This window comes from Rhodococcus sp. H-CA8f (assembly GCF_002501585.1).
Lineage (GTDB): Bacteria > Actinomycetota > Actinomycetes > Mycobacteriales > Mycobacteriaceae > Rhodococcus_F > Rhodococcus_F erythropolis.
Genome location: NZ_CP023720.1, coordinates 1,584,360 through 1,603,850 on the forward strand (window position 1 = coordinate 1,584,360; position 19,491 = coordinate 1,603,850).

General features: G+C 62.7%; 17 protein-coding genes. 12 read left to right on the plus strand and 5 right to left on the minus strand.

Features of this window, described 5'->3' with window-relative positions:
* The first annotated feature begins 21 nt into the window (after positions 1-21).
* The 4 genes from CPI83_RS07640 (at position 22) to CPI83_RS07655 (ending at position 4,299) form a co-directional block, all read left to right on the plus strand.
* Positions 22-384, plus strand: coding sequence for a DUF485 domain-containing protein (locus CPI83_RS07640; protein ID WP_003939976.1), 363 nt, complete (start codon positions 22-24; stop codon positions 382-384).
* The gene (locus CPI83_RS07645; RefSeq protein WP_097387032.1) at positions 381-2,018 is read left to right on the plus strand and encodes a cation acetate symporter; all 1,638 of its coding nucleotides are present in this window, start codon (positions 381-383) and stop codon (positions 2,016-2,018) included. The genes CPI83_RS07640 and CPI83_RS07645 overlap by 4 nt, the downstream gene beginning before the upstream one ends.
* A gap of 73 nt (positions 2,019-2,091) precedes the next feature.
* Entirely contained in the window at positions 2,092-2,523 is a 432-nt protein-coding gene (locus CPI83_RS07650; RefSeq protein ID WP_003939735.1) for an SRPBCC family protein, read from the plus strand.
* Between the two features lie 120 nt (positions 2,524-2,643).
* On the plus strand, positions 2,644-4,299 hold the full coding sequence (locus CPI83_RS07655; RefSeq protein WP_097387033.1) for a substrate-binding domain-containing protein: 1,656 nt from the start codon (positions 2,644-2,646) through the stop codon (positions 4,297-4,299).
* Position 4,300: 1 nt separating this feature from the next.
* Here CPI83_RS07655 and CPI83_RS07660 read toward each other — a convergent pair whose 3' ends face one another.
* A complete protein-coding gene (locus CPI83_RS07660; RefSeq protein ID WP_020970424.1) occupies positions 4,301-5,206 on the minus strand; it encodes a transporter substrate-binding domain-containing protein in 906 nt (301 codons plus the stop codon).
* A gap of 65 nt (positions 5,207-5,271) precedes the next feature.
* Positions 5,272-5,544, minus strand: a complete 273-nt coding sequence (locus CPI83_RS07665; protein WP_019744832.1) for a WhiB family transcriptional regulator — start codon at positions 5,542-5,544, stop codon at positions 5,272-5,274.
* A gap of 115 nt (positions 5,545-5,659) precedes the next feature.
* Here CPI83_RS07665 and CPI83_RS07670 point away from each other — a divergent pair, with 115 nt between their 5' ends.
* A complete protein-coding gene (locus tag CPI83_RS07670) occupies positions 5,660-7,936 on the plus strand; it encodes an ATP-dependent DNA ligase (RefSeq protein ID WP_097387034.1) in 2,277 nt (758 codons plus the stop codon).
* A gap of 21 nt (positions 7,937-7,957) precedes the next feature.
* Here CPI83_RS07670 and CPI83_RS07675 read toward each other — a convergent pair whose 3' ends face one another.
* Positions 7,958-8,653 (minus strand): TioE family transcriptional regulator, encoded by a 696-nt coding sequence (locus tag CPI83_RS07675; protein ID WP_097387035.1) that lies wholly within the window; start codon positions 8,651-8,653, stop codon positions 7,958-7,960.
* A 107-nt stretch (positions 8,654-8,760) separates the two neighbouring features.
* Between CPI83_RS07675 and CPI83_RS07680 the strand changes: the two genes are divergently transcribed.
* Entirely contained in the window at positions 8,761-9,984 is a 1,224-nt protein-coding gene (locus CPI83_RS07680; protein WP_097387036.1) for an erythromycin esterase family protein, read from the plus strand.
* 5 nt (positions 9,985-9,989) lie between these two features.
* On the opposite strand, the gene CPI83_RS07685 is transcribed toward CPI83_RS07680, so the two are convergent.
* The gene (locus CPI83_RS07685) at positions 9,990-11,114 is read right to left on the minus strand and encodes a serine hydrolase domain-containing protein (protein WP_019744827.1); all 1,125 of its coding nucleotides are present in this window, start codon (positions 11,112-11,114) and stop codon (positions 9,990-9,992) included.
* 250 nt (positions 11,115-11,364) lie between these two features.
* Between CPI83_RS07685 and CPI83_RS07690 the strand changes: the two genes are divergently transcribed.
* From CPI83_RS07690 to CPI83_RS07705, 4 genes are all read left to right on the plus strand, one after another.
* Positions 11,365-11,898: an NlpC/P60 family protein gene (locus tag CPI83_RS07690; RefSeq protein WP_029255974.1), complete on the plus strand. Its 534-nt coding sequence runs from the start codon at positions 11,365-11,367 to the stop codon at positions 11,896-11,898.
* 65 nt (positions 11,899-11,963) lie between these two features.
* Entirely contained in the window at positions 11,964-12,650 is a 687-nt protein-coding gene (locus CPI83_RS07695) for a response regulator transcription factor (RefSeq protein ID WP_020908708.1), read from the plus strand.
* Entirely contained in the window at positions 12,647-13,642 is a 996-nt protein-coding gene (locus CPI83_RS07700) for a HAMP domain-containing sensor histidine kinase (RefSeq protein ID WP_029255973.1), read from the plus strand. Before CPI83_RS07695 ends, CPI83_RS07700 begins: the two co-directional genes overlap by 4 nt.
* Positions 13,643-13,750: 108 nt before the next feature.
* A complete protein-coding gene (locus CPI83_RS07705; protein WP_232816881.1) occupies positions 13,751-15,253 on the plus strand; it encodes a DUF4173 domain-containing protein in 1,503 nt (500 codons plus the stop codon).
* Between the two features lie 73 nt (positions 15,254-15,326).
* Here the strand turns inward: CPI83_RS07705 and CPI83_RS07710 are convergent, their stop codons facing one another.
* Positions 15,327-17,663, minus strand: a complete 2,337-nt coding sequence (locus tag CPI83_RS07710; RefSeq protein WP_097387037.1) for an arylsulfatase — start codon at positions 17,661-17,663, stop codon at positions 15,327-15,329.
* Positions 17,664-17,868: 205 nt separating this feature from the next.
* Here CPI83_RS07710 and CPI83_RS07715 point away from each other — a divergent pair, with 205 nt between their 5' ends.
* Together CPI83_RS07715 and CPI83_RS07720 are read left to right on the plus strand one after the other, a co-directional pair.
* Positions 17,869-18,537: a TetR family transcriptional regulator gene (locus CPI83_RS07715; protein WP_021332258.1), complete on the plus strand. Its 669-nt coding sequence runs from the start codon at positions 17,869-17,871 to the stop codon at positions 18,535-18,537.
* 35 nt (positions 18,538-18,572) lie between these two features.
* Positions 18,573-19,490 (plus strand): TauD/TfdA family dioxygenase, encoded by a 918-nt coding sequence (locus CPI83_RS07720; protein WP_020970412.1) that lies wholly within the window; start codon positions 18,573-18,575, stop codon positions 19,488-19,490.
* Position 19,491: the final 1 nt, after the last annotated feature.

Sequence of the window (19,491 nt, forward strand, 5' to 3'; positions counted from 1 at the left end):
ACGCGAGGCGAGGAGCCGGCAGTGTCCACAGCAGAAATCAGTGAGGGGTCGCCGCAAGAGCGACGCACCCCGGATGCCCAGGCATTCATAGACATGCAAGCGAGTCCCGAATTCCAGGAACTCCGAACGCGTCTGCGCAAGTTCGTTTTCCCCATCACTGCATTCTTCCTGCTCTGGTATGCGGTGTACGTCGTCCTGGCTACCTATGCCCACGACTTCATGGCCACCAAGGTCCTCGGCAACATCAATCTCGGCATCATCCTCGGCCTCGGGCAGTTCGTCACGACCTTCGCCATCACCGCGTGGTACGTGAAGTTCGCCGGTCGTGAGCTCGATCCCCGCTCTGCCGCCATCCGTGAAGAACTGGAAGGTCCCGCACAGTGATCACCACACTCGCCGCGTCCGGAACGGACGTAGGAAACCCCGCCTTCAACATCGCGATCTTCCTCGCGTTTGTCGTCGTGACCATGACGCTGGTCATCCGCGCCAGCCGGACCACCAAGAAGGCGTCCGACTTCTACACCGGCGGTGGACAGTTCACCGGCCCGCAGAACGGGTTCGCCATCGCCGGCGACTACCTCTCGGCGGCATCGTTCCTCGGTATCGCAGGTGCGATCGCCGTGTACGGCTACGACGGCTTCCTGTACTCCATCGGATTCCTTGTCGCCTGGTTGGTTGCGTTGCTTCTGGTCGCCGAATTGCTCAGGAACACCGGCAGATTCACGATGGCCGACGTCCTGAGCTTCAGGCTCAAGCAGCGTCCGGTGCGCATGGCGGCAGCCCTGTCCACCCTGGCCGTTTCCCTCTTCTACCTTCTTGCCCAGATGGCCGGCGCCGGTGGACTTGTCGCCCTGCTGCTCAACATCGACGGCAAGGTGGGACAGTCGATCGTCGTCGCGATCGTGGGTGTGCTGATGATCGTTTACGTCTTGGTCGGCGGCATGAAGGGCACCACCTACGTGCAGATGGTTAAGGCAGTTCTGCTGGTTGCCGGAGCCGGAATCATGTTCGTACTCGTTCTGTGGGCAGTGCGCGGCAACTTCTCTCAGTTGCTCGCCGATGCGCAGGACATGGTCAACAGTTCCACCACCAAGGGCGTGCAGGGACGAGACATCCTCGGGCCCGGTGCCAAGTACGGTCTTTCCGGAATGACGAAGCTCGACTTCATCTCTCTCGGAATCGCTTTGGTACTCGGCACTGCGGGCCTGCCGCACGTGCTGATGCGCTTCTACACGGTGCCCACTGCCAAGGAAGCTCGCCGCTCGGTGACCTGGGCGATCGCGCTCATCGGTGCCTTCTACCTGTTCACACTGGTTCTCGGTTACGGCGCGGCCAGCATGGTCGGACCGGACAAGATCTTGGCAGCACCCGGTAAAGAGAACGCGGCCGCTCCGTTGCTCGCCTTCGAGCTCGGTGGCACCATCTTCCTCGGCATCATCTCCGCGGTGGCGTTCGCGACCATCCTCGCCGTCGTTGCCGGTCTCGCGATCACTGCTTCGGCGTCGTTCGCTCACGACATCTACGCCAGTGTCATCAAGCGCGGCAACGCAACCGAGGAGCAGCAGGTTCGAGTTTCTCGAATCACCGTCGTGGTCATCGGACTCGTCTCCATCGTTCTCGGCATCATGGCGATGGGGCAGAACATCGCCTTCCTGGTGGCCCTCGCCTTCGCAGTGGCGGCCTCGGCGAACCTACCCACCCTGCTGTACTCGCTGTTCTGGAAGAAGTTCAACACCACCGGTGCGCTCTTCAGCATCTACGGCGGTTTGGTCAGCTGCTTGACGCTGATCGTGTTCTCCCCGGCAGTGTCGGGCAAGCCGTCGTCGATGTTCCCGAACTCCGACTTCGCCTGGTTCCCGCTCTCGAACCCCGGCATCGTCTCGATCCCGCTGGCATTCGTCCTCGGCATCGTCGGTACGTACATCGGACGCAACAAGATCGAAGATCCGGCAAAGCAGGCGGAGATGGAAGTTCGCTCCCTCACCGGCGTCGGCGTCGAAAAGGCCGTCAGCCACTAAGAGGGGCAAAGCTCCGTGCGTCTTTCTGGTACCTCTGGTTACGGAAAAGGCGCACGGGGCTTATTGTTCTGCCATGGCAAAGCTCACAGTGAAAATCGACGTTCCGCTTCCTCCTCAAGAAGTGTGGGACAAGGCCTCCGATCTCAGCGGCTACGAAAACTGGCTCGTGGTTCACGACGGATGGCGCAGTGAACTTCCCGAGCAATTGGGTGTCGGCACCGAGATCAGCTCGGTCGTGACGGTGAAAGGCCTGCGCAACCGTGTTCGGTGGACCATCAAGAAGTACGACGTCCCGAAGGCGATCTCACTCAAGGGAGACGGCAAGGGCGGGGTCAAGCTCGGTCTCGAACTCGACGTGAAGGCAAAGGGCGACGGGTCGGAACTCGCGCTGACAGTCGAGTTGGGCGGCGCGCCGTTGTTCGGCCCGATCGGTTCGAGTGTGGCGCGGGCGCTCAAAGGCGATGTGGAGAAGTCACTGGCCCAGTTTGTCCAGATCTACACCTAGTTTGTAGAGATTTCCACATAGAGCTACTTCACCGCTAACATGAGTTAGGATTCTTTTCGGCGGGATAAACCGGGCATCAGTTGGTTATTGATGCGGGTCCCGCCGGAAAGGATTCGATCAATGTCGTCTCGTCATGGGTACGGCGCACCACCTGCGTCCATGCCTCGATCCGTGCAGGTTCTGATCGGACTCTTGGCGGTAGTTGCAGTCGGTGGAACGGCAGCATTCGCCGTGACGTTCAAAAGCGTCAGCGACAAGGGAGAACTCGGTGCGGGCGCCGCTGCAGCTGCGACGGCAACCAACTGTGACAACTCGGAAACCGTGACCGTGGCGGCCGATCCGTCGATCGCCTCGGGACTCGAAGCTGTCGCCGCTGCCATCCCCGCCGCGGATCTCGGATGCAGCTCGCTCAGCGTGACGCCGCAAGATCCCGTGCTCACCGTCGCGGCGATCGCCGACGGTGCGGCGCCCGCACTGTGGATCCCTGATTCGAGCGAATGGCTGGACAAGGTTTCGGCAAGCGGGCAGGAGATTCGCCGGATCAGCAACTCGGTCGCGTCCACCCCGGTTGTCGCCGTCTCGGCGCCGGGTACCGAGGCACCCGGCGCATGGACGGATGTCCTCGGCGCTCCATCGCTGCACATCGGCGATCCCCTGACCAGTGCCGTCTCCAGCGCGCCGATCGTGGCGGCCTTTGCCGAGACCCAGTCGCGGGGCGGGGACCTCACATCCATTTCGGCAGCCCTGGTGCCGGTGGCACAAGCGCAGTACGGAAATCTGAAGGAAACCGGTTCGACCGGGCGCATCCAAACCGTGGACGCGTCCGGCGGAACCGCGGTGACTACCGAGCAGACCTTCGAGGCTTATCTCGCCGCACATGCGGACAGTCGACTCACCGCGTCGGTACCGTCGTCCGGTTCGGTCTTCATGGACTACCCGATGGCAAGTGTGGGTGCAGACTCGTCGGCGGCGGACGACGCCGGCAAACTGCTGGCGGCAGCGCTGGCATCGGACACCGGGCGTTCCGTACTTGCCGGCCTCGGGTTCCGTGGCGCGGATCAGGCCCCACCGGTCGCCGGTGGAGTGGGAAAGGTTGGCTCGCTGGTGCCGTCCGATCCGTCTGTGGTCACCAAAGCGCTTGCGCGGTACGAGATTCTGTCCAGGCCTTCCCGCGCGCTGGCAGTTGTCGACGTCTCGGGGTCCATGGACTACATGCAGGACGGGATCACTCGAATGGCCGCGACGGCGCAGGCCGGTGACATCGCGATCCGAATGTTTCCTGCCAACGCACAATTGGGTCTCTGGGCGTTCTCCGTAGACCTCGGTGACGGGACGGACTACCGCGAACTCGAACCTGTCGCCCGTATGGATGCAACTGAAGGTGGCACGGATCATCGGAGCAAACTGCTGTCTCGGATCGACAACCTCTCTTCGATCGTCGGCGGCGGAACAGGTTTGTACGACAGCGTTCTCGCCGCGTATCGGTCCATGCAACAGTCCTACGATCCGGCCTCGATCAATTCGGTGATTCTGCTTACCGACGGTGCCAACGACGATCCGTCGGGTATCGCCCTGCAGGAACTTCTCGACACCCTGACTCGCGAGCAGGACCCGACGCGGCCGGTACCGATCATCACCATCGGTGTCACCGATGATGCCGATACCGATGTGCTCGAGCAGATTTCGGCTCTCACCGGCGGTAACAGTCACTTCGCTCCGACACCGGCAGACATCCCGAAGGTGTTCGTCGGCGCGATCAGTGGGCGCGCCGGCTGAACTACTCGAGAACGGGTGCGTCGGCGCTGTCGGTGATCCATTCGGTTGCGAGCTTCTCGAGGGTTCCGTCGGCGTAGAGCGCATCGACGGCCGCGGAGACGCACTCGGTCAGCGGACTGTTCTTCTCGAGCACCAAACCGAAGAATTCGGTGACTGCGTTGGGCCGCGGAAACTGACCCACGATGACCGACCCGGGCAGTTCGTTCTCGGTGATGTGAAATCCGGTCGGGATGTCGACGACCAATGCGTCGATCTCGCCCGCGGCCAGCGCAGCTTTCGCGTCGTCCGTGGTCGCGAACTCGCGTGGCGCAGTGGTCGGAACAATCGTGTCGGTGATCGCCGCGAGGCTGGTGGAACCGGTCTGAGCGCCCAAACGGTAGCCGGCCAGATCCGCAAGATTCTTTGCGCCGGCGGCCTTGCTTCCGCGTGAGGCGATCACCGACTGCGCCACTGCGTAATACGGCGAGCTGAAGTCGACGTTCGCGCGGCGATCCCCGGAAATCGTGAACTGATTGACGTCGAAGTCGAAATCCTTGGGGCCTGGTTTCAATGCGTCGTTGAAGGCGACAGTGGTGAAGCGAACCTGGTCGGTGTTGTACCCGAGCTTGTCGACGACCGCCCGGGCCACCGCACCCTCGAGGCCTTTGCCGTTAGACGGATCGTTGTCGACGAACCACGGCGCGTACGCCGGTGAGTCAGTGGCGATGGTCAGGACACCGTCTTCGAGGGTGGTCCCGCTCTGGGGTCCGCACTTGTCCACTGCGGTGGTCGAGGGAAGCTTGGTGAACGCCTCGGGAACCGTGGTGGTGGTGTCTGCTGCCGCAGGTGCCTCCGGCTGCGACGAACACGAGCCCAACAAGATCGAGGAAGCGAAGATCGCGGTCACGGCAACTGCGCGTCGTGTCATAGGCACTAGGCCATCTTGCCTGTTTGTCCGGTCTGGACGTGACGGGGGTCTCGTGTGAGCGGAGTTCACGCAGCTGAGCGTCGCAGTGCAAGGCGCTCCGACGGTGTCGTCCCACCCCAGACTCCGTGCGGTTCAGCGGTCTCGAGTGCAAAGGTCAGGCAGTCCCGAATGACCGGGCAGCGGAAGCACACCTGCTTCGCGGAACTCTCCCGTGCAGCCCGATTGCGTCCGCGCTCTTCACCCGGCGAATAGAACACCGCCGGGTCCACTGTTTTGCAGGTGGCGAACATCCGCCAGTTGTTGTCCACCAACGGCTCCACGGAACTGCGAACTGTCATCGTGGTCTCCTCTCCCATCGAGAATCCAGTCTTGCCCGCGGCCTGGCACAGCGGCAGGTTTCCGATCCATCAGATTTCTACTGCCAGACGCAGCGCTATCCAGCACAATGAGGAAATGGCAACGACGGATCGGGGTCAGATCACTCTCGACGGCACAACCGTGTCCGTGACCAATCTGGGCAAGATCCTCTACCCCGAGAGCGGCACCACGAAGGCCGAAGTCATCGACTACTACACCCGTATCGCCGCAGTCATGCTTCCGCATGTCGTCGGTAGACCTGGTACTCGTAAGCGTTGGCCCAACGGTGTGGACGGTCAGTCCTTCTTCGAGAAGAACCTGGCGTCGTCTGCCCCGCAGTGGCTCACGCGTGCGTCGCTGCAACATTCTGATCGCGTCGTCACTTACCCGATCTTCGATTCCGTTGCATCCCTGGCGTGGCTGGGGCAACAGGCGGCACTCGAATTACACGTTCCCCAATGGCGATTCGACGGTTCCGAGCGTGGTCCGGCGACACGACTGGTATTCGATCTCGACCCGGGCGAAGGCGTCGGATTGGCCGAGTGCGCCGAGGTGGCGAGGTCGATTCGAGATCTGGTCGCAACTCTGGGGTGGACTGCCTATCCGGTAACCAGTGGTAGCAAGGGAATCCACCTCTACGTACCACTGGATCGAGCCTTGGACGGCAGTGGTGCGTCGACTGTCGCCAAGCAGATCGCCACCGGGCTCGAGAAGCTTCACCCGGATCTCGTCACCGCGACGATGGCGCGAAATGTCCGGGCAGGCAAGATCTTCGTGGACTGGAGTCAGAACAACGCAGCCAAGACCACCATTGCGCCGTATTCGATGCGCGGTCGCGATCAACCCTATGTTGCCGCGCCACGCAGTTGGGACGAACTCGACGATCCGAAACTGCGCCACCTGCTGTTCGACGAGGTTCTGGAGCGCGTCGAATCCGACGGTGATCTGCTGGGCGATCTGGATCCGCCGGTCTCAGCGGCTGTAGCCGATACGTTGACGCACTATCGCAACAAGAGGTCGGCCGACCGGACTCCGGAGCCGATCCCTGCTGCGGTGGCCAAGGAGACAGCGGGCAATACTTTTGTGATTCAAGAACATCACGCCAGACGCTTGCATTACGACGTTCGTCTCGAGCGGGATGGTGTGCTCGTGTCCTGGGCAGTCCCGAAGGGCGTGCCGACCAGTGCCGGAGAGAATCGGCTGGCCGTGCACACCGAGGATCATCCGCTCGAATACGCCACATTCTCGGGCACGATTCCGAAGGGGGAGTACGGCGGCGGTTCGATGACGATCTGGGATTCCGGGACGTACGAGACCGAGAAGTGGCGTGAAGACGAGGTGATCGTGCGCTTGAGTGGGGAGCGGGTGCAGGGACGCTTCGCGCTGATCCGGACAAAGGGTGATCAGTGGTTGATGCATCTGATGAAGGATCAGAACGCGAGTTTCGGAACGGAGTTTCCCAAGAATCTCGAGCCGATGCTTGCCACCGCTGGAACGCTCGAAGGTCTCGACCCGCAGGAGTGGGCCTTCGAAGGAAAGTGGGACGGGATTCGAGTGATTCTCGAATATCATTCGGGCACAATGTCGCTTCGCAGTCGCGCGGGTAACGACAAGACCCGGGACTATCCAGCCCTTGCCGGGTTGGCCGCGGTGCTGGACGGTCATGACGTGGTTCTCGACGGTGAGGTGGTGGCGTACAACGACGCGGGAGTTACAGATTTCGGCCTCCTTCAGCGAGGTGGGGAACCGGTGTTCCTGGCCTTCGATCTTCTGTACCTCGACGGAGTGTCTTTGCTGCGGAAGTCCTATTCGGATCGCCGCACCGTGTTGAATGCGTTGGCGGGCAAGGTCGGTGAGCTCGAGGTACCACCGCAGATCGAGGGCACGGCGGAGAACGCCTTGGAGGTGAGTACCGATGCCGGGTGGGAAGGGATTGTCGCCAAACGTCGTGCATCGGTCTACCTTCCAGGGCGGCGGGGGTCGAGTTGGATCAAGGTGAAGAACTGGCGCACCCAAGAGGTGGTGATCGGTGGGTGGCGCACCGGGCAGGGCAATCGAGCGCAGGGGATCGGGGCGCTGCTCATGGGAATTCCGGGTGAGGATGGATTGACCTACGTGGGACGCGTCGGTACCGGCTTCAGTGATCGTGATTTGGAGTCACTGCTTGCGTTGCTGGAACCGTTGCGTCAGAAGGAAAGTCCGTTCGAGGAGGAACTTCCAGCAGATGACCGCAAGGGTGCGGTGTGGGTGAGGCCTGAACTCGTCGGTGAGGCGCGGTTCATGGATTGGACGGCGACCGGACGCCTTCGCCATCCGAGTTGGCGGGGTCTGCGGGAGGACAAGAAGCCGGGCGATGTCACAGGACGAGAATAGGTTGCGTCGACGATTGCCCGGCTAGGTCTGATCCAGCATCGTGAGATAGGCATCGAGCTGAGCCGCGCCGGCGAGAAGGTTGCGACTGCGTGTGGCCAGCCGGTCTTGCCAGGATTCGAGGAACGCTGCCAATGAGTCCGCTCCGCCGGCCTCGCGCAGCGAATCGAGAAACTGGGCGACTTGCGACAGTCGGTAGCCGCCGCGCCGCAGCTGCCGCGCGATCTCGGCGTCGCGCACACACTCCGGACCGTATTCGCGATAACCCGTAGCTCGTTCGCGCTCGGGGTGCAGGATGCCGTGCTCTTCCCACGTGCGCAGTGTCGCCGGGTGAACGCCGAGACGGCGCGCGAGCTCACCCACCGTCAGCGCTGGACCGTGGACCAGTGCCGGTGCCATGGTGGACAGAGTCCCCAGCGTTGCGGCTACCTCGGTGCGAGTTCCTCGCTCGGCGAGCAGTGTCACGTGTGCACTGTCGATCAGGCGGTAGGCGGACTCGGTGTCGCCCTGGTTGGTCGCACGCATGATTTCCGTGGCCCGCTGGTGCCCGTGACCGCCGCGCAATGCGAGGAAAGTGCGCAGGGCCTGCGCGTGCACTGGGGTGTATCGCCGGTAGCCGGAGTTGCTGCGCTCGGTCGGAGGAAGGACGCCGGCGTCGTCGTAATTGCGGATCGCCTGTGCGGACAACCCGTGTTCACGGGCAAGGTCGATGGGCCGCACTGATCACCTCCGATTGAGGCTTTTCGCGGTATGCCCCAGGTAATTGTTGTAAAAGTTTCACTCGAATCTTCAACGATACTGTCGAAGGCAGTCCACCTTCGAAAGGGATGATCATGTCCACTGCCCCAGCGCTGAGTGAGTTCGGCCGCCAACTCGAAGACGCGGCAAGTCTTGGTCGTGCCGTCGACGAACTGCTCGCAGCGCGAAGCGAGGTGCCGGCTCTGCTGGCTCTCGGCGAGCCGACTCATGGGATCAAGGCTTTTCCGTTGCTGCGCAACGAACTTCTCGGCCAACTGGTCGAACGAGGATATCGGTCGATCGTGCTCGAAACAGATGTCTTTGCGGCATTGCTTGTCGACGGCTACGTGAACGGGGGAGAGGCGGACATCGAGAAGGTGCTCGCCACAGGCTTCAGCCACGGATTCGGTGCGGTACCGGGAAACCGCGAACTCGTCGAATGGCTACGCGAGTACAACGACGGCCGCGCTCCGGCTGACCGAGTTCGCTTCTACGGCTTCGACGCTCCGGTGGAGTACTCCGGTGCACCGAGCCCGCGCCGCGCACTGTCTGCGGCAGGTGACTTCCTGCCCGCCGCGTTGCGGCCGCAATCTCTCGACGACGCCGACCTTTTACTGGGTCAGGACGCCGACTGGACCAACCCGGCGGCGATGTTCGATCCGGCTGCGTCCGTCGGCAACTCCGATCATGCTCGCGCTCTGCGCATCATTGCGGACGACCTCGGCAGCGTCCTGCGGCGCGCCGCACCAGTGCTGCGACCCGCCGACCCGGCCGGGTACGACCTGGCCCTTGCACATTCACGCACCGCTCTGGGGCTCTTGCGCTATCACTCCGCGATGGCGAGTTCCGCTCCTGATCGCATCGGAACACTGCTCAGTCTGCGTGCCGAGATGATGGCCGAGAACCTGCTGGCGGTCGTCGCCCAGGAGCAGCGACGCGGGCCGAGCCTGCTGTTCGCACACAATGCCCATCTCTTGCGAGTGCCGTCCGACATGCCGGTCAACGGCGACGTGGTCAGTTGGGGGAGCGCCGGCTCACTTGTCGGACTTGTCCTCGGGGAGCGTTACGTATTTTTGGCAACCGACGCCAACCCCGACAGTGATCCGGGCACTCTGCAGGGAGCGTTGGCCGATGCGACCGGTCGGCGTGCCCTGTTCTCGACTCCGGCCCTGCTAGCCGCGCTCGGCCCGTCGATCACCGCGGGAGAAGCGATCCTGCCAGGGCATCTGCCGCTGAAACCTTCGGAGTTGGACGGCGCCGACGCGGTCATCTTCGTCGCGGATACCGACGGGCAGCGTCATCAGTACTGGTAACAGCGTCAGGGGCAGAGCGCGTGCGAGAGTATCGCGACGGTGTCCGGTTGGTCCTTCGGCGTCGACGTCAGCGTCACGGTGAACGCACGATCCGGCGTCGCACCGGACAGCGTGTAGTACCCGTAGATCCCGCCACTGTGGCCGGTATAGGTGACGCCGCAGGGAAGTTCGGTGGCGCCGACGCCCATCCCGTACCCGAGCCCCTCGGCTTCGGTGGCGCCGACCTGAGGGGTGGTCATCTCGGCAAGCTGCTCGGCCGGCACCACCTGCCCGTCGAGTAGCGCACGCCAGAAGGCGTTCAGGTCTGTGCCCGTCGAGACCATCGCTCCGGCAGACCAGGGGATCGACGGTTCCGTGCGGGAAACATCGGTCAGGCCACCATCGAGATCCTGATAGCCCGTCAGGTGATCGCCCCTGATGTCGCGCTCACCGGCCGCCGGGAGGTACGTGTCTTCCAGGTCCAGCGGGTCGAGTATCCGAGACTGAAGTTCGTCGGCGTAGCTGCGGCCGGTCACCGATTCGACGAGCATTCCGAGAACGATGTAGTTGGTGTTGGTGTAGACGAACGACGTTCCGGGGACGAATTGCGCCGGTTTGCCGAGGGCGATGGCGACCGCGGCAGACGGCGTCAGCGTTCGGTCCTCGTTTGCGGCAATCCATTCGTCGGCGCCGGGTTCTCCGGCGAACTCGGGTAGGCCGCTGCGATGTTGCAACAGTTGCCGCACGGTGATTGCGCTACCGTCTGTGCCACTGCCGTCCATGTCACTGCCGTCCATGTCACTGCCGTGCAGTAGGCCCGGGAGGTACTGCTCGATCGGTGCGTCGAGGTCGACCTTGCCTTCGGCCACCAACTGCAGGACGAGTGAAGCGGTGAATGTCTTTGTCACACTTCCGATCCGGACCCGATCATTCTTGCCGATCGAATCGCCGTTGGTCCGATTGGGTACGCCGCTGGTCATGACAGCCGTCGTGGTGCCGTCGTCGAGTGTTGCGATCGACCCGACGACACCCGACCTGGTGAGTCCGTCGAGATCCGATTGAATCTCCACTGCGCGCTGGAGCGTCGAGCAACCGATCAGCGCCGTGGTGGCTCCGATGATGACCGCGGCGACAAGGAGGTATGAGCGCATGATTTCGAATCTAGGGATCCGCCGGCTCCGACGGATCCAGGAAATCCCCGATCATTCCCTGATCTTTGCCAGGCCGGGACGTAAGGCCTGTTTGTCGAAAACCGACAAATGGGATCAATGATTCCTGTCCGAACACCACGTCTACGCCGTTAACATCCGAACGAAGTGTTTGTTTTCACGTGTCTTACCAGTTCACGGCTATCGAGGTGCGCTGCCGCGCGCCGAAACGACTCCCACGAAGGACGGATGCATGAAGAAGTCGACACTCCGCACGGGAACGGTCGCTGCTCTGCTGACCGGAAGCGTCCTGTTGCTCTCCGCTGCCCCCGCCTCGGCCGACCCGGGGAGCCTCGGTAGCGGCGGCAGTAGCGGGAGCTCCGGCAGCCTGGGAAGCGCAGGAAGCATCAGCAGCGGATCAGCCGCCCTCCCCATTCCGAGTCCGGCAGGCCTGATCGCGCTGGCAGCAGCGAGCACTCAGACCGGAAAGCCCTACCAATGGGGCGGAGTCGGGCCGAACTCGTGGGACTGCTCCGGGCTGGTGCAATGGGCGTTTCGGCAGGCAGGAGTGAATCTGCCAAGGACCAGCCAACAGCAGGCCAACGTCGGACAGCCGGTTCCTCGGTGGGCCCTCGCGCCCGGCGATGTCATCACCTTCTACCCCGGTGCGACGCACGTCGGCATCTACGCCGGATTCGGAATGGTGTTCAACGCCTACGGAGTTGGTGTTCCGACCGGACTGACGCCGCTGGCGGATCTGCCGATCAACAACATCCGCAGGTTCTAGAACCTGCACAGAACCTTCACAAGTCCTCCCAGGTTCATCCACGAGGGCCGAATACAGTCAGTTCCATGAGTCAGCGAAGAGTGCTCGTGGTCGACGACGAGGTCAGTATCTGCGAGTCCATCGCAGCGAGGCTGCGTGCCGAGGGCTACGACGTCGAGTTGGCATTCGACGGTCCCAGTGCTGTGACCCGCTGCGAGCAGATGGACGCCGACCTAGTGGTGCTCGACGTGATGATGCCGGGATTCGACGGCCTCGAAGTCTGCCGCCGCATCCAGGCCGTGCGCCCGGTGCCCGTGCTGATGTTGACCGCTCGTGCCGATGAAACCGACATGCTGATAGGTCTCGGCGTCGGGGCCGACGATTATTTGAGCAAGCCGTTCAGCATGCGTGTCCTCGTCGCCCGTGTTCAGGCATTGCTTCGGCGCGCTGATCGTGCGGAGCACGCTGCTCGCCCAGTGGCCGACTTGCTCGAGTTCGGCGACGTCGTGATCGACCTGACCGAACGTCGAGTGCGTCGTGATACGCAGGAAGTCCACCTGACTCGCACCGAATTCGATCTCATCGCCTACCTGGCGGAGCGGCCGCGAGCGGCGATCCCGCGGGAGTCGCTGCTCGAGGAGATCTGGGGCTGGGGTGAGGGAGCGGGTAGTCGGACCGTCGACAGCCACGTCAAGGCTCTACGACGCAAGCTCGGACCTTCCGTGATCCGGACCGTTCACGGCGTCGGGTACGCCTGGGACGTGCCGCGATGAGCGGCGTCGACCGACTCTTTGCACGGTGGCCGCGGCCGCTGGACCCGATGCGATCGTTCAAAGTGAAGGTCGGCCTCCTGGTTGTCGCAGCGCTGTTGTTCGCCGCGGGCGGTTTCTGGCTGACGTCGCAACAACCATTTCGTTTTGCTCTCCTGACGGCGTTGGTTGTCGCTCTCGGAGTTACACAAGTGCTCGCACACGGAATGACGTCACCGCTTCGCGAGATGACAGCCGCGGCGAAGGCGATGGCGCGCGGCGATTATTCGCGGCGGGTACGAGCGACTTCCCGCGACGAAGTAGGCGAACTCGCCCATGCGTTCAATCGGATGGCCGAGGACCTCGGGGCCGACGACCGGTACCGCCGCGAGTTGATCGGCAACGTCTCCCACGAATTACGGACGCCCATCACCGCTTTGCAAGCCATGCTCGAAAACGTCGTCGACGGTGTCGAAGAACCGGATCCGGCGATGATGAAATCGGCGTTGCGGCAGACGGAACGACTGGGAGCGCTGGTGGCCGACCTTCTCGACCTCTCGAAACTCGAGGGCGGCGCTATGCCGTTGAAGCGCCGCCGTTTCGAGGTCGAGCCGTTCCTACGTGAGCTGTCGAGTGTGAGTGCGGGCGACATCGAGATAGACGTCAAGCCTCCGAAATTGTCCGTGGTAGCCGATCCGGATCGCCTCCATCAGGTGGTGACCAACCTGGTGGACAACGCGGTTCAGCACGGGAACGTCGACACGAAAGTTGTCATCCGAGTACGTACCGGCAGTGCAGGGGAGTTGGTGCTCGATGTCCACGACGACGGCCCCGGCATCGAGCCACAAGCCCGTGAGCGAGTGTTCGACCGCTTCATCCGCGGCGGATCGACCGACGGGGGTACCGGGCTCGGCCTCGCGATCGCGAAGTGGGCGGTCGAATTACATGACGGCAGGATCGCCGTCGTCGATGCCCAGTCGGGCTGCTGCATTCGAGTAGTGCTGCCGCAGAGCTGAATCAAAGTTTCCAACGAGATCGAGAGATCTCGCGATGGCGCATGCCTTCATCAGGCATTCGCCCGTAGTTCCGAACCCGAAATTTGAACCCGAAACATGGGAGATCACATGAGCGCTCCAATAGTCATTCCGCCGAAAGCGCCGATACCGGTTGCAAAACCCAAGCGACCCAGCCGGTTCTGGCGTCCCGATCGCACGTCGATGGCCACCCGCTCGATGCTCGTCGGCGCGAGCGGCGTTGGGGCGCTGGCGGCCCTGATCCTCGATCCAGGTTTCGTGAGTATCGCGTACGTCATCGTCGGTGTCGGCGTGGTGATCGTGTTCGGGATTCTGACGCCGCCGCGGATGTCTGCGACGCAGTGGGCCGCCGCGATGGGGATGCTCGCACTTCTGGGCGTTGCCGCCGTTCGCGGTGCGGAGTGGTTGGTGTTCCTCTGCGTCGTAGCTGCGTGGGTTCTGTTCACGTGGACTCTGATCGGCGGGCGGACGTGGACCGGAATACTTCTGGGAATGTTCGCTCCCTGGCGGGCACCCCACCGTACGGTCAACTTCGTTCGTCGTCGAAAACTTGCTACCCGCTCTGCTCCGCGGGTGCCGGCGGCGCGAGTTGTCGTCGTGAGCGCAGTGTCGATTCTTCTCCTGCTGATTTTCGGATCTTTGTTCGTGAGTGCGGATCCGGAGTTCGCGAAGATCTTCGGCGGCTTCGCTCCTGCCATCTCCGTGTCGAACCCGGGAGCACGGATCTTTGCCGGCGTCGTGATGGCGTTCGGCACGCTGGTTGCGGTGTACCTGCGTCGCAGAACGCCGACGGTGGACGCGTTTGCACCTGCGCCGGCGACGCCGTTGCCGATGTGGGAGTGGGCGGTCCCGCTCGGAGTGCTCAACGTGCTGTTCCTCGGTTTTGTTGCAGTACAGACGAAGACGCTGTTCGGGGGAGACGAGCACGTGCAGGTGACCGATGGACTGACCTACGCGGACTACGCGCGTGAGGGTTTCTGGCAGCTCATGGCGGTTACCGTGCTGACGCTGCTCGTCATCGCCGTTGCAGTGCGGTACATCGACCGCCGCGACGCTGGATCGAGGCGTCTTGCCCGTGGACTGTTGGGTGCCCTGTGTGTCTTCAGCCTGGTGATCGTGGCGTCCGCTGTGCACCGGATGTGGTTGTACGAGAATCAGTACGGTTTCACGGTGCTCCGGGTCAGCGTCTTCGCGACAGAGTTGCTTCTTGGCTTCGTGTTCGTGTTGTTGCTCGTCGCAGGTATTCGGATGTCCGGGAAGTGGCTGCCCACAGCTGTTCTCGCCACTTCGGCCGTCGCGCTGCTTGCCTTCGCGGTGTTCAACCCCGATGCGTACATCGCGCAAAAGAACGTGGAGCGGTTCGAGGGCGGCAAGAGCATAGACGTTTCCTACTTGCACGGGCTCTCCGTCGACGCGGTACCTGCCTTGGATCGTCTACCGGAACCGCAGCGTTCATGTGCCTTGAGCAGATATCGATTCGGAGTGCCGGGTACCACTGCGCCCTGGGAGTTCAACGCAGCGCGTGAGAAGGCGCGCGACATCCTGGAAGCTCGCCCGGTCGGGCCGTGCCTGCAGATGTACACGGTCGGATAGACGCAGGGCGATTGTGCAGCCGCACGGCAGATATCGCGCGCGGCTGCACAATCGGCGAGCGTCGCCTGTTCGATCAGTGCACGGCGAGTGAGATTTTCTCCCGTTCCTCCGCGGACACCACGTCGCGGGTGGAGCGTAAGTCGATCGTCACGCTGTTGAGTTTGCCGCCGTAGCGGAACGTGCCCTTGTCCGCGAACTCTTCCGCGACCGGGCTTCCCCGGTTGATGCCGACGTCGAGCTGTTCGTTCATGCTGAAGATCGCCCGAGTGGTCTTCTCGATCCGGCCCTCGGAGACCACCTCGTCGTCGACGCTCAGGGTTGCGGTTCCACCCTTGCCGATTCCGCCGCCGTCGTACTCGAAGTGGACGGACACCTCGCGCGCATCGGGTGCCAGCGGGTTGCACCCACGCACGAAGGTCCGACCACCGCCGCTGAAGTTGTAGCAGTAGACGGGGACGGAATCGAGTATGTACAAAGCGAATCCGCCGAACCGGCCACCGAGGCTGACCAGCATGCCGTCGGCGACGCTACCCAGACTTGCGGTCAGCGTGTACGAGCGGTTGAAGAACGTCGGCGCGGCTTTCTCGACCAGGCCGTTCATGTGTGGGTACAGCGTGAGGGTCTTGCGGCCCATCATCGGATGCGGGGGTCGTGATTCCGCGGTGGCGTGGCGACCGACCGTTCTGTCGTCCAGCGGCAACACCTGATATTTGGCCGCCTCGACGAGGAACTTTTCCTTGAGCCGGGCCAGGATCTCGGGATGCTCGTCCGCGAGATCGCGGGCCTGCGACCAGTCGACCGAGGTGTCGTACAGCTCCCAGCGGTCTTCGCTCATCGGTGTGAGCTCGAGGCCGTGAGTGGCCATCAGCCAGGGTGCGCGGTGGGCCGTGACTGCGGTCCAACCGTGATCGTAGATTCCGCGGTTGCCGAAGATCTCGAAATACTGTGTGGTGTGGCGCTCTTCGGCGTCGGGCTCGGCGAAGGTGTAGTTCATCGCCACGCCTTCCATCGGTTTCTGGGTGACCCCGTCGACGCTGGTCGGTGCCGGAATCCCGGCAGCTTCCAGGATTGTCGGCGTGATGTCGACGCAGTGATGCCACTGCTCCCTGATTCCTGACTTGTCGATCCCCTTGGGCCAGTGGGCGATCAGACCGTTTCGGGTACCGCCGTAGTGGGACGCAACCTGCTTGGCCCACTGGTACGGGGTGTCGAGAGCCAGAGCCCACGACGCCGGATAGTGCGGGTAGCTGGTTTCGGTCCCCAACTCGTCGTAGCGCGCCAGTACGTCGGATGTCGCACTCTTGTAACCGTTGAGGCCGGCGAGGTAATTGAACGAGCCCTCCATGCCGCCCTCGGCGGAGGCGCCGTTGTCACCCAGCATGTAGAGCACCAGAGTGTTGTCGAGTACACCCATTTCCTGCAACCGGTCGACGAGCCTGCCTACCTCGTCGTCGGTGTGCTCGAGAAATGCCGCGTACAACTCCATCAAACGGGCCGAGACCTTCTTCTGGTCGTCGTCGAGTTCGTCCCAGTGCGGGAGCCCCGGAGCCCAGGGGGCCAACTCGGTGTCAGGAGCGACGACGCCCAGTTCCTTCTGCTTTTGGAGGGTGATCTCACGTTGGCGATCCCACCCGTGATCGAATTCGCCGACGTACTTGTCCAGGTAGCGGTCCGGGACCTGGAGTGGAGCGTGGCACGCGCCGAAGGGGAGGTAGCAGAACCACGGCTTGTCCGGGTCCATCGTGTTGACGCCCTCGACCCATTCGATCGCGTGGTCGACGAGATCTTCGGACAGGTGGTAGCCCTCCTGTGGCGTCTTGGGTAAGTCGACCATCGTGAAGTCCTCGTAGAGAACCGGGGTGAACTGATCGGACTCGGCACCGAGAAAACCGTAGAACTTGTCGAAACCCTCACGGACCGGCCACCGATCGAACGGCCCGGCAGCGGTGGTCTCCCACGTCGGGGTCTGGTGCATCTTGCCGAAAGCGCCCGTCGCATAGCCGTTTCCCTGCAGGACGCGTGCGACCGTGGCGGCAGAGGCAGGGCGGGTACCGTTGTATCCCGGTGCCGCGTTGGCCATTTCGGAGATGACACCCATACCGACACTGTGGTGGTTGCGCCCGGTCAGTGTGGCGGCACGCGTCGGCGAGCACAGAGCCGTGGTGTGGAATCGGCTGTATTTCACGCCGGTTTCGGCCAAACGCTCGGCGGTGGGCGTGCGGCACGGGCCACCGAACGCGGAGGGTGCGCCGAATCCGACGTCGTCGATCATGATCAGCAGCACGTTCGGGGCCCCGGCCGGCGGGCGAAGCGGTTCCGGGCGGGTGTACGGGGGATTCTGATCGGGGTAGTACACGGCGGCCGCGACGTTCGGCGTCTCGGGAATGATCGGGATGGAATGGCGATTCACCAGCAGGCTCCTTGGCGTATGCAAAACCGGGTCGATTAAGCAGTCGTCTTAATCTGGAGCGTAACGGTCACGACTTCACTAGCAGTCTCGGTCTCGCTGACTGGGACAATCACCCCTGTGAGTGGTTAAGGAGTCCCTGCACTCCCAAACCGCGCACAGGGGGTGGGTCTTGCGGAATTAAGACAGTGACTTATATGGTCGGTATATGCCCGCCTCGTTGGATGCCAAGAACGCCATGATCGCCGTCGCCGAGCGGATGTTCGCCGAGCACGGTATTCACGAAGTGTCCATGCGGGACGTGGCGACTGCGGCCGGGCAGCGCAACAACTCTGCAGTTCAGTATCACTTCGGCGGGCGAGACGGTCTGGTGCTGGCCGTATTCCGGCATCGGATGGATCAGATCAATGCAGCGCGACTGACGTATCTCGACGACGTCGACGCCAGTGGGCGGACCGATCTGGTCCGTGCTTTGGTCGAAGCCTTCCTGTACCCGCTGGCCGATTTCATGGCGACGGTCGACGGGTCCAACTATGCGCGGTTCATCGCGAGAATTTCACCGTCAGTAGATACACAAAGTGCTGAGTTTCGCGAGGTCAGTGAAGGAATCAACGAGGTAGTCGGCAGGTTGACGCGGGCGTTGCCGCATCTGCCCCGCCGCGTCGCGGTTGAACGGATCGATCTGACGTTCAACATGAGCGTCTCTGCTCTGGCCATCTTCGAGCAGCGCCGCGAAGACGAAAACCCCGTTGTGCAGGCAGATTTCGATACGACGGTGGATCATCTGGTCGATCTCGCGGTAGGAGCACTGACCGCGCCCCAAAGCGCACACAAACGCACACGAGCAAAGCGGGTGCACGCGTCGACTGACGTGTGACCCCGCGACACGACACGACAGGACGGAGTCATTCGATGGCTACCCTTACATCATCACGAACAGTCCAAATCGGCAATCACACAATCGAATTCGGACCACGCGGAATGAGGCGAAATCCGGAAGGCGTTGAATCGCGGCCGTACGAGCGGTTCACTCTGACACCCGTCACACCGTTCATCGGTGCCGAGATCAGCGATATCGACTTGCGTGATCCGTCGGAGGAGCAGATCGAGGACGTGCGTCGGGCCCTCCTCGAATGGAAGGTCGTGTTCTTTCGGGACCAGCCGATTTCGAGCTTGAATCATCGTGACTTCGCGGCCCATTGGGGTGAACTGGAGGTTCATCCACTTCTCCCGCAGGGAGAGGTCCCGGCAGTCGTCAGATTCGAACGCGGAGAGGACAGTCCAGGAACGGAGAACATCTGGCACGTCGACGTCACCTGGACGAAGACGCCGCCGCTCGGTTCAGTACTTCGGGCGATCGACGTACCGCCTGCCGGTGGTGACACGCTCTGGGCCGATATGGGTAACGCCTTCGACTGCCTCCCCGACGAGATCAAGGACTTGATCGACGGCAAGGACGCCATCCACGATTTTGTGCCGTCCTTCGGACGCGGCATGAGCCCGGAGAAGTTGGAGCAGATGAAGGAGCAGTACCCGCCGGTTCTGCATCCGATGGTGCGTAAGCATCCGGAGACCGGGCGTAAGACTCTGTTCGTCAACAGCCTCTTCACCACCCACATTCCGGATATGGATCCTGTCGAAGGCAACGATCTGCTCAACCTGCTGTTCGCGCAGGTCAAGGTCCCGGACTTCCAGTGCCGCTTCAAGTGGGCGCCGAATTCCATTGCCTTCTGGGACAACCGGGCCACCCAGCACTACGCTGCGAGCGACTACTTCCCGCATCGCCGGGTCATGGAGCGGGTGGCCATCCTGGGGGACGTGCCCTTCTGAT

Bases quoted from the DNA above. Each gene is read 5' to 3' on its own strand.
- CPI83_RS07680 (WP_097387036.1), top strand. From the start codon at position 8,761: ATGATCATGTCCACTGCCCCAGCGCTGAGTGAGTTCGGCCGCCAACTC.
- CPI83_RS07660 (WP_020970424.1), bottom strand. From the start codon at position 5,206: ATGACACGACGCGCAGTTGCCGTGACCGCGATCTTCGCTTCCTCGATC.
- CPI83_RS07705 (WP_232816881.1), top strand. From the start codon at position 13,751: ATGAGCGCTCCAATAGTCATTCCGCCGAAAGCGCCGATACCGGTTGCA.
- CPI83_RS07650 (WP_003939735.1), top strand. From the start codon at position 2,092: ATGGCAAAGCTCACAGTGAAAATCGACGTTCCGCTTCCTCCTCAAGAA.
- CPI83_RS07670 (WP_097387034.1), top strand. From the start codon at position 5,660: ATGGCAACGACGGATCGGGGTCAGATCACTCTCGACGGCACAACCGTG.
- CPI83_RS07655 (WP_097387033.1), top strand. From the start codon at position 2,644: ATGTCGTCTCGTCATGGGTACGGCGCACCACCTGCGTCCATGCCTCGA.
- CPI83_RS07700 (WP_029255973.1), top strand. From the start codon at position 12,647: ATGAGCGGCGTCGACCGACTCTTTGCACGGTGGCCGCGGCCGCTGGAC.
- CPI83_RS07685 (WP_019744827.1), bottom strand. From the start codon at position 11,114: ATGCGCTCATACCTCCTTGTCGCCGCGGTCATCATCGGAGCCACCACG.
- CPI83_RS07665 (WP_019744832.1), bottom strand. From the start codon at position 5,544: ATGACAGTTCGCAGTTCCGTGGAGCCGTTGGTGGACAACAACTGGCGG.
- CPI83_RS07690 (WP_029255974.1), top strand. From the start codon at position 11,365: ATGAAGAAGTCGACACTCCGCACGGGAACGGTCGCTGCTCTGCTGACC.
- CPI83_RS07720 (WP_020970412.1), top strand. From the start codon at position 18,573: ATGGCTACCCTTACATCATCACGAACAGTCCAAATCGGCAATCACACA.
- CPI83_RS07715 (WP_021332258.1), top strand. From the start codon at position 17,869: ATGCCCGCCTCGTTGGATGCCAAGAACGCCATGATCGCCGTCGCCGAG.
- CPI83_RS07695 (WP_020908708.1), top strand. From the start codon at position 11,964: ATGAGTCAGCGAAGAGTGCTCGTGGTCGACGACGAGGTCAGTATCTGC.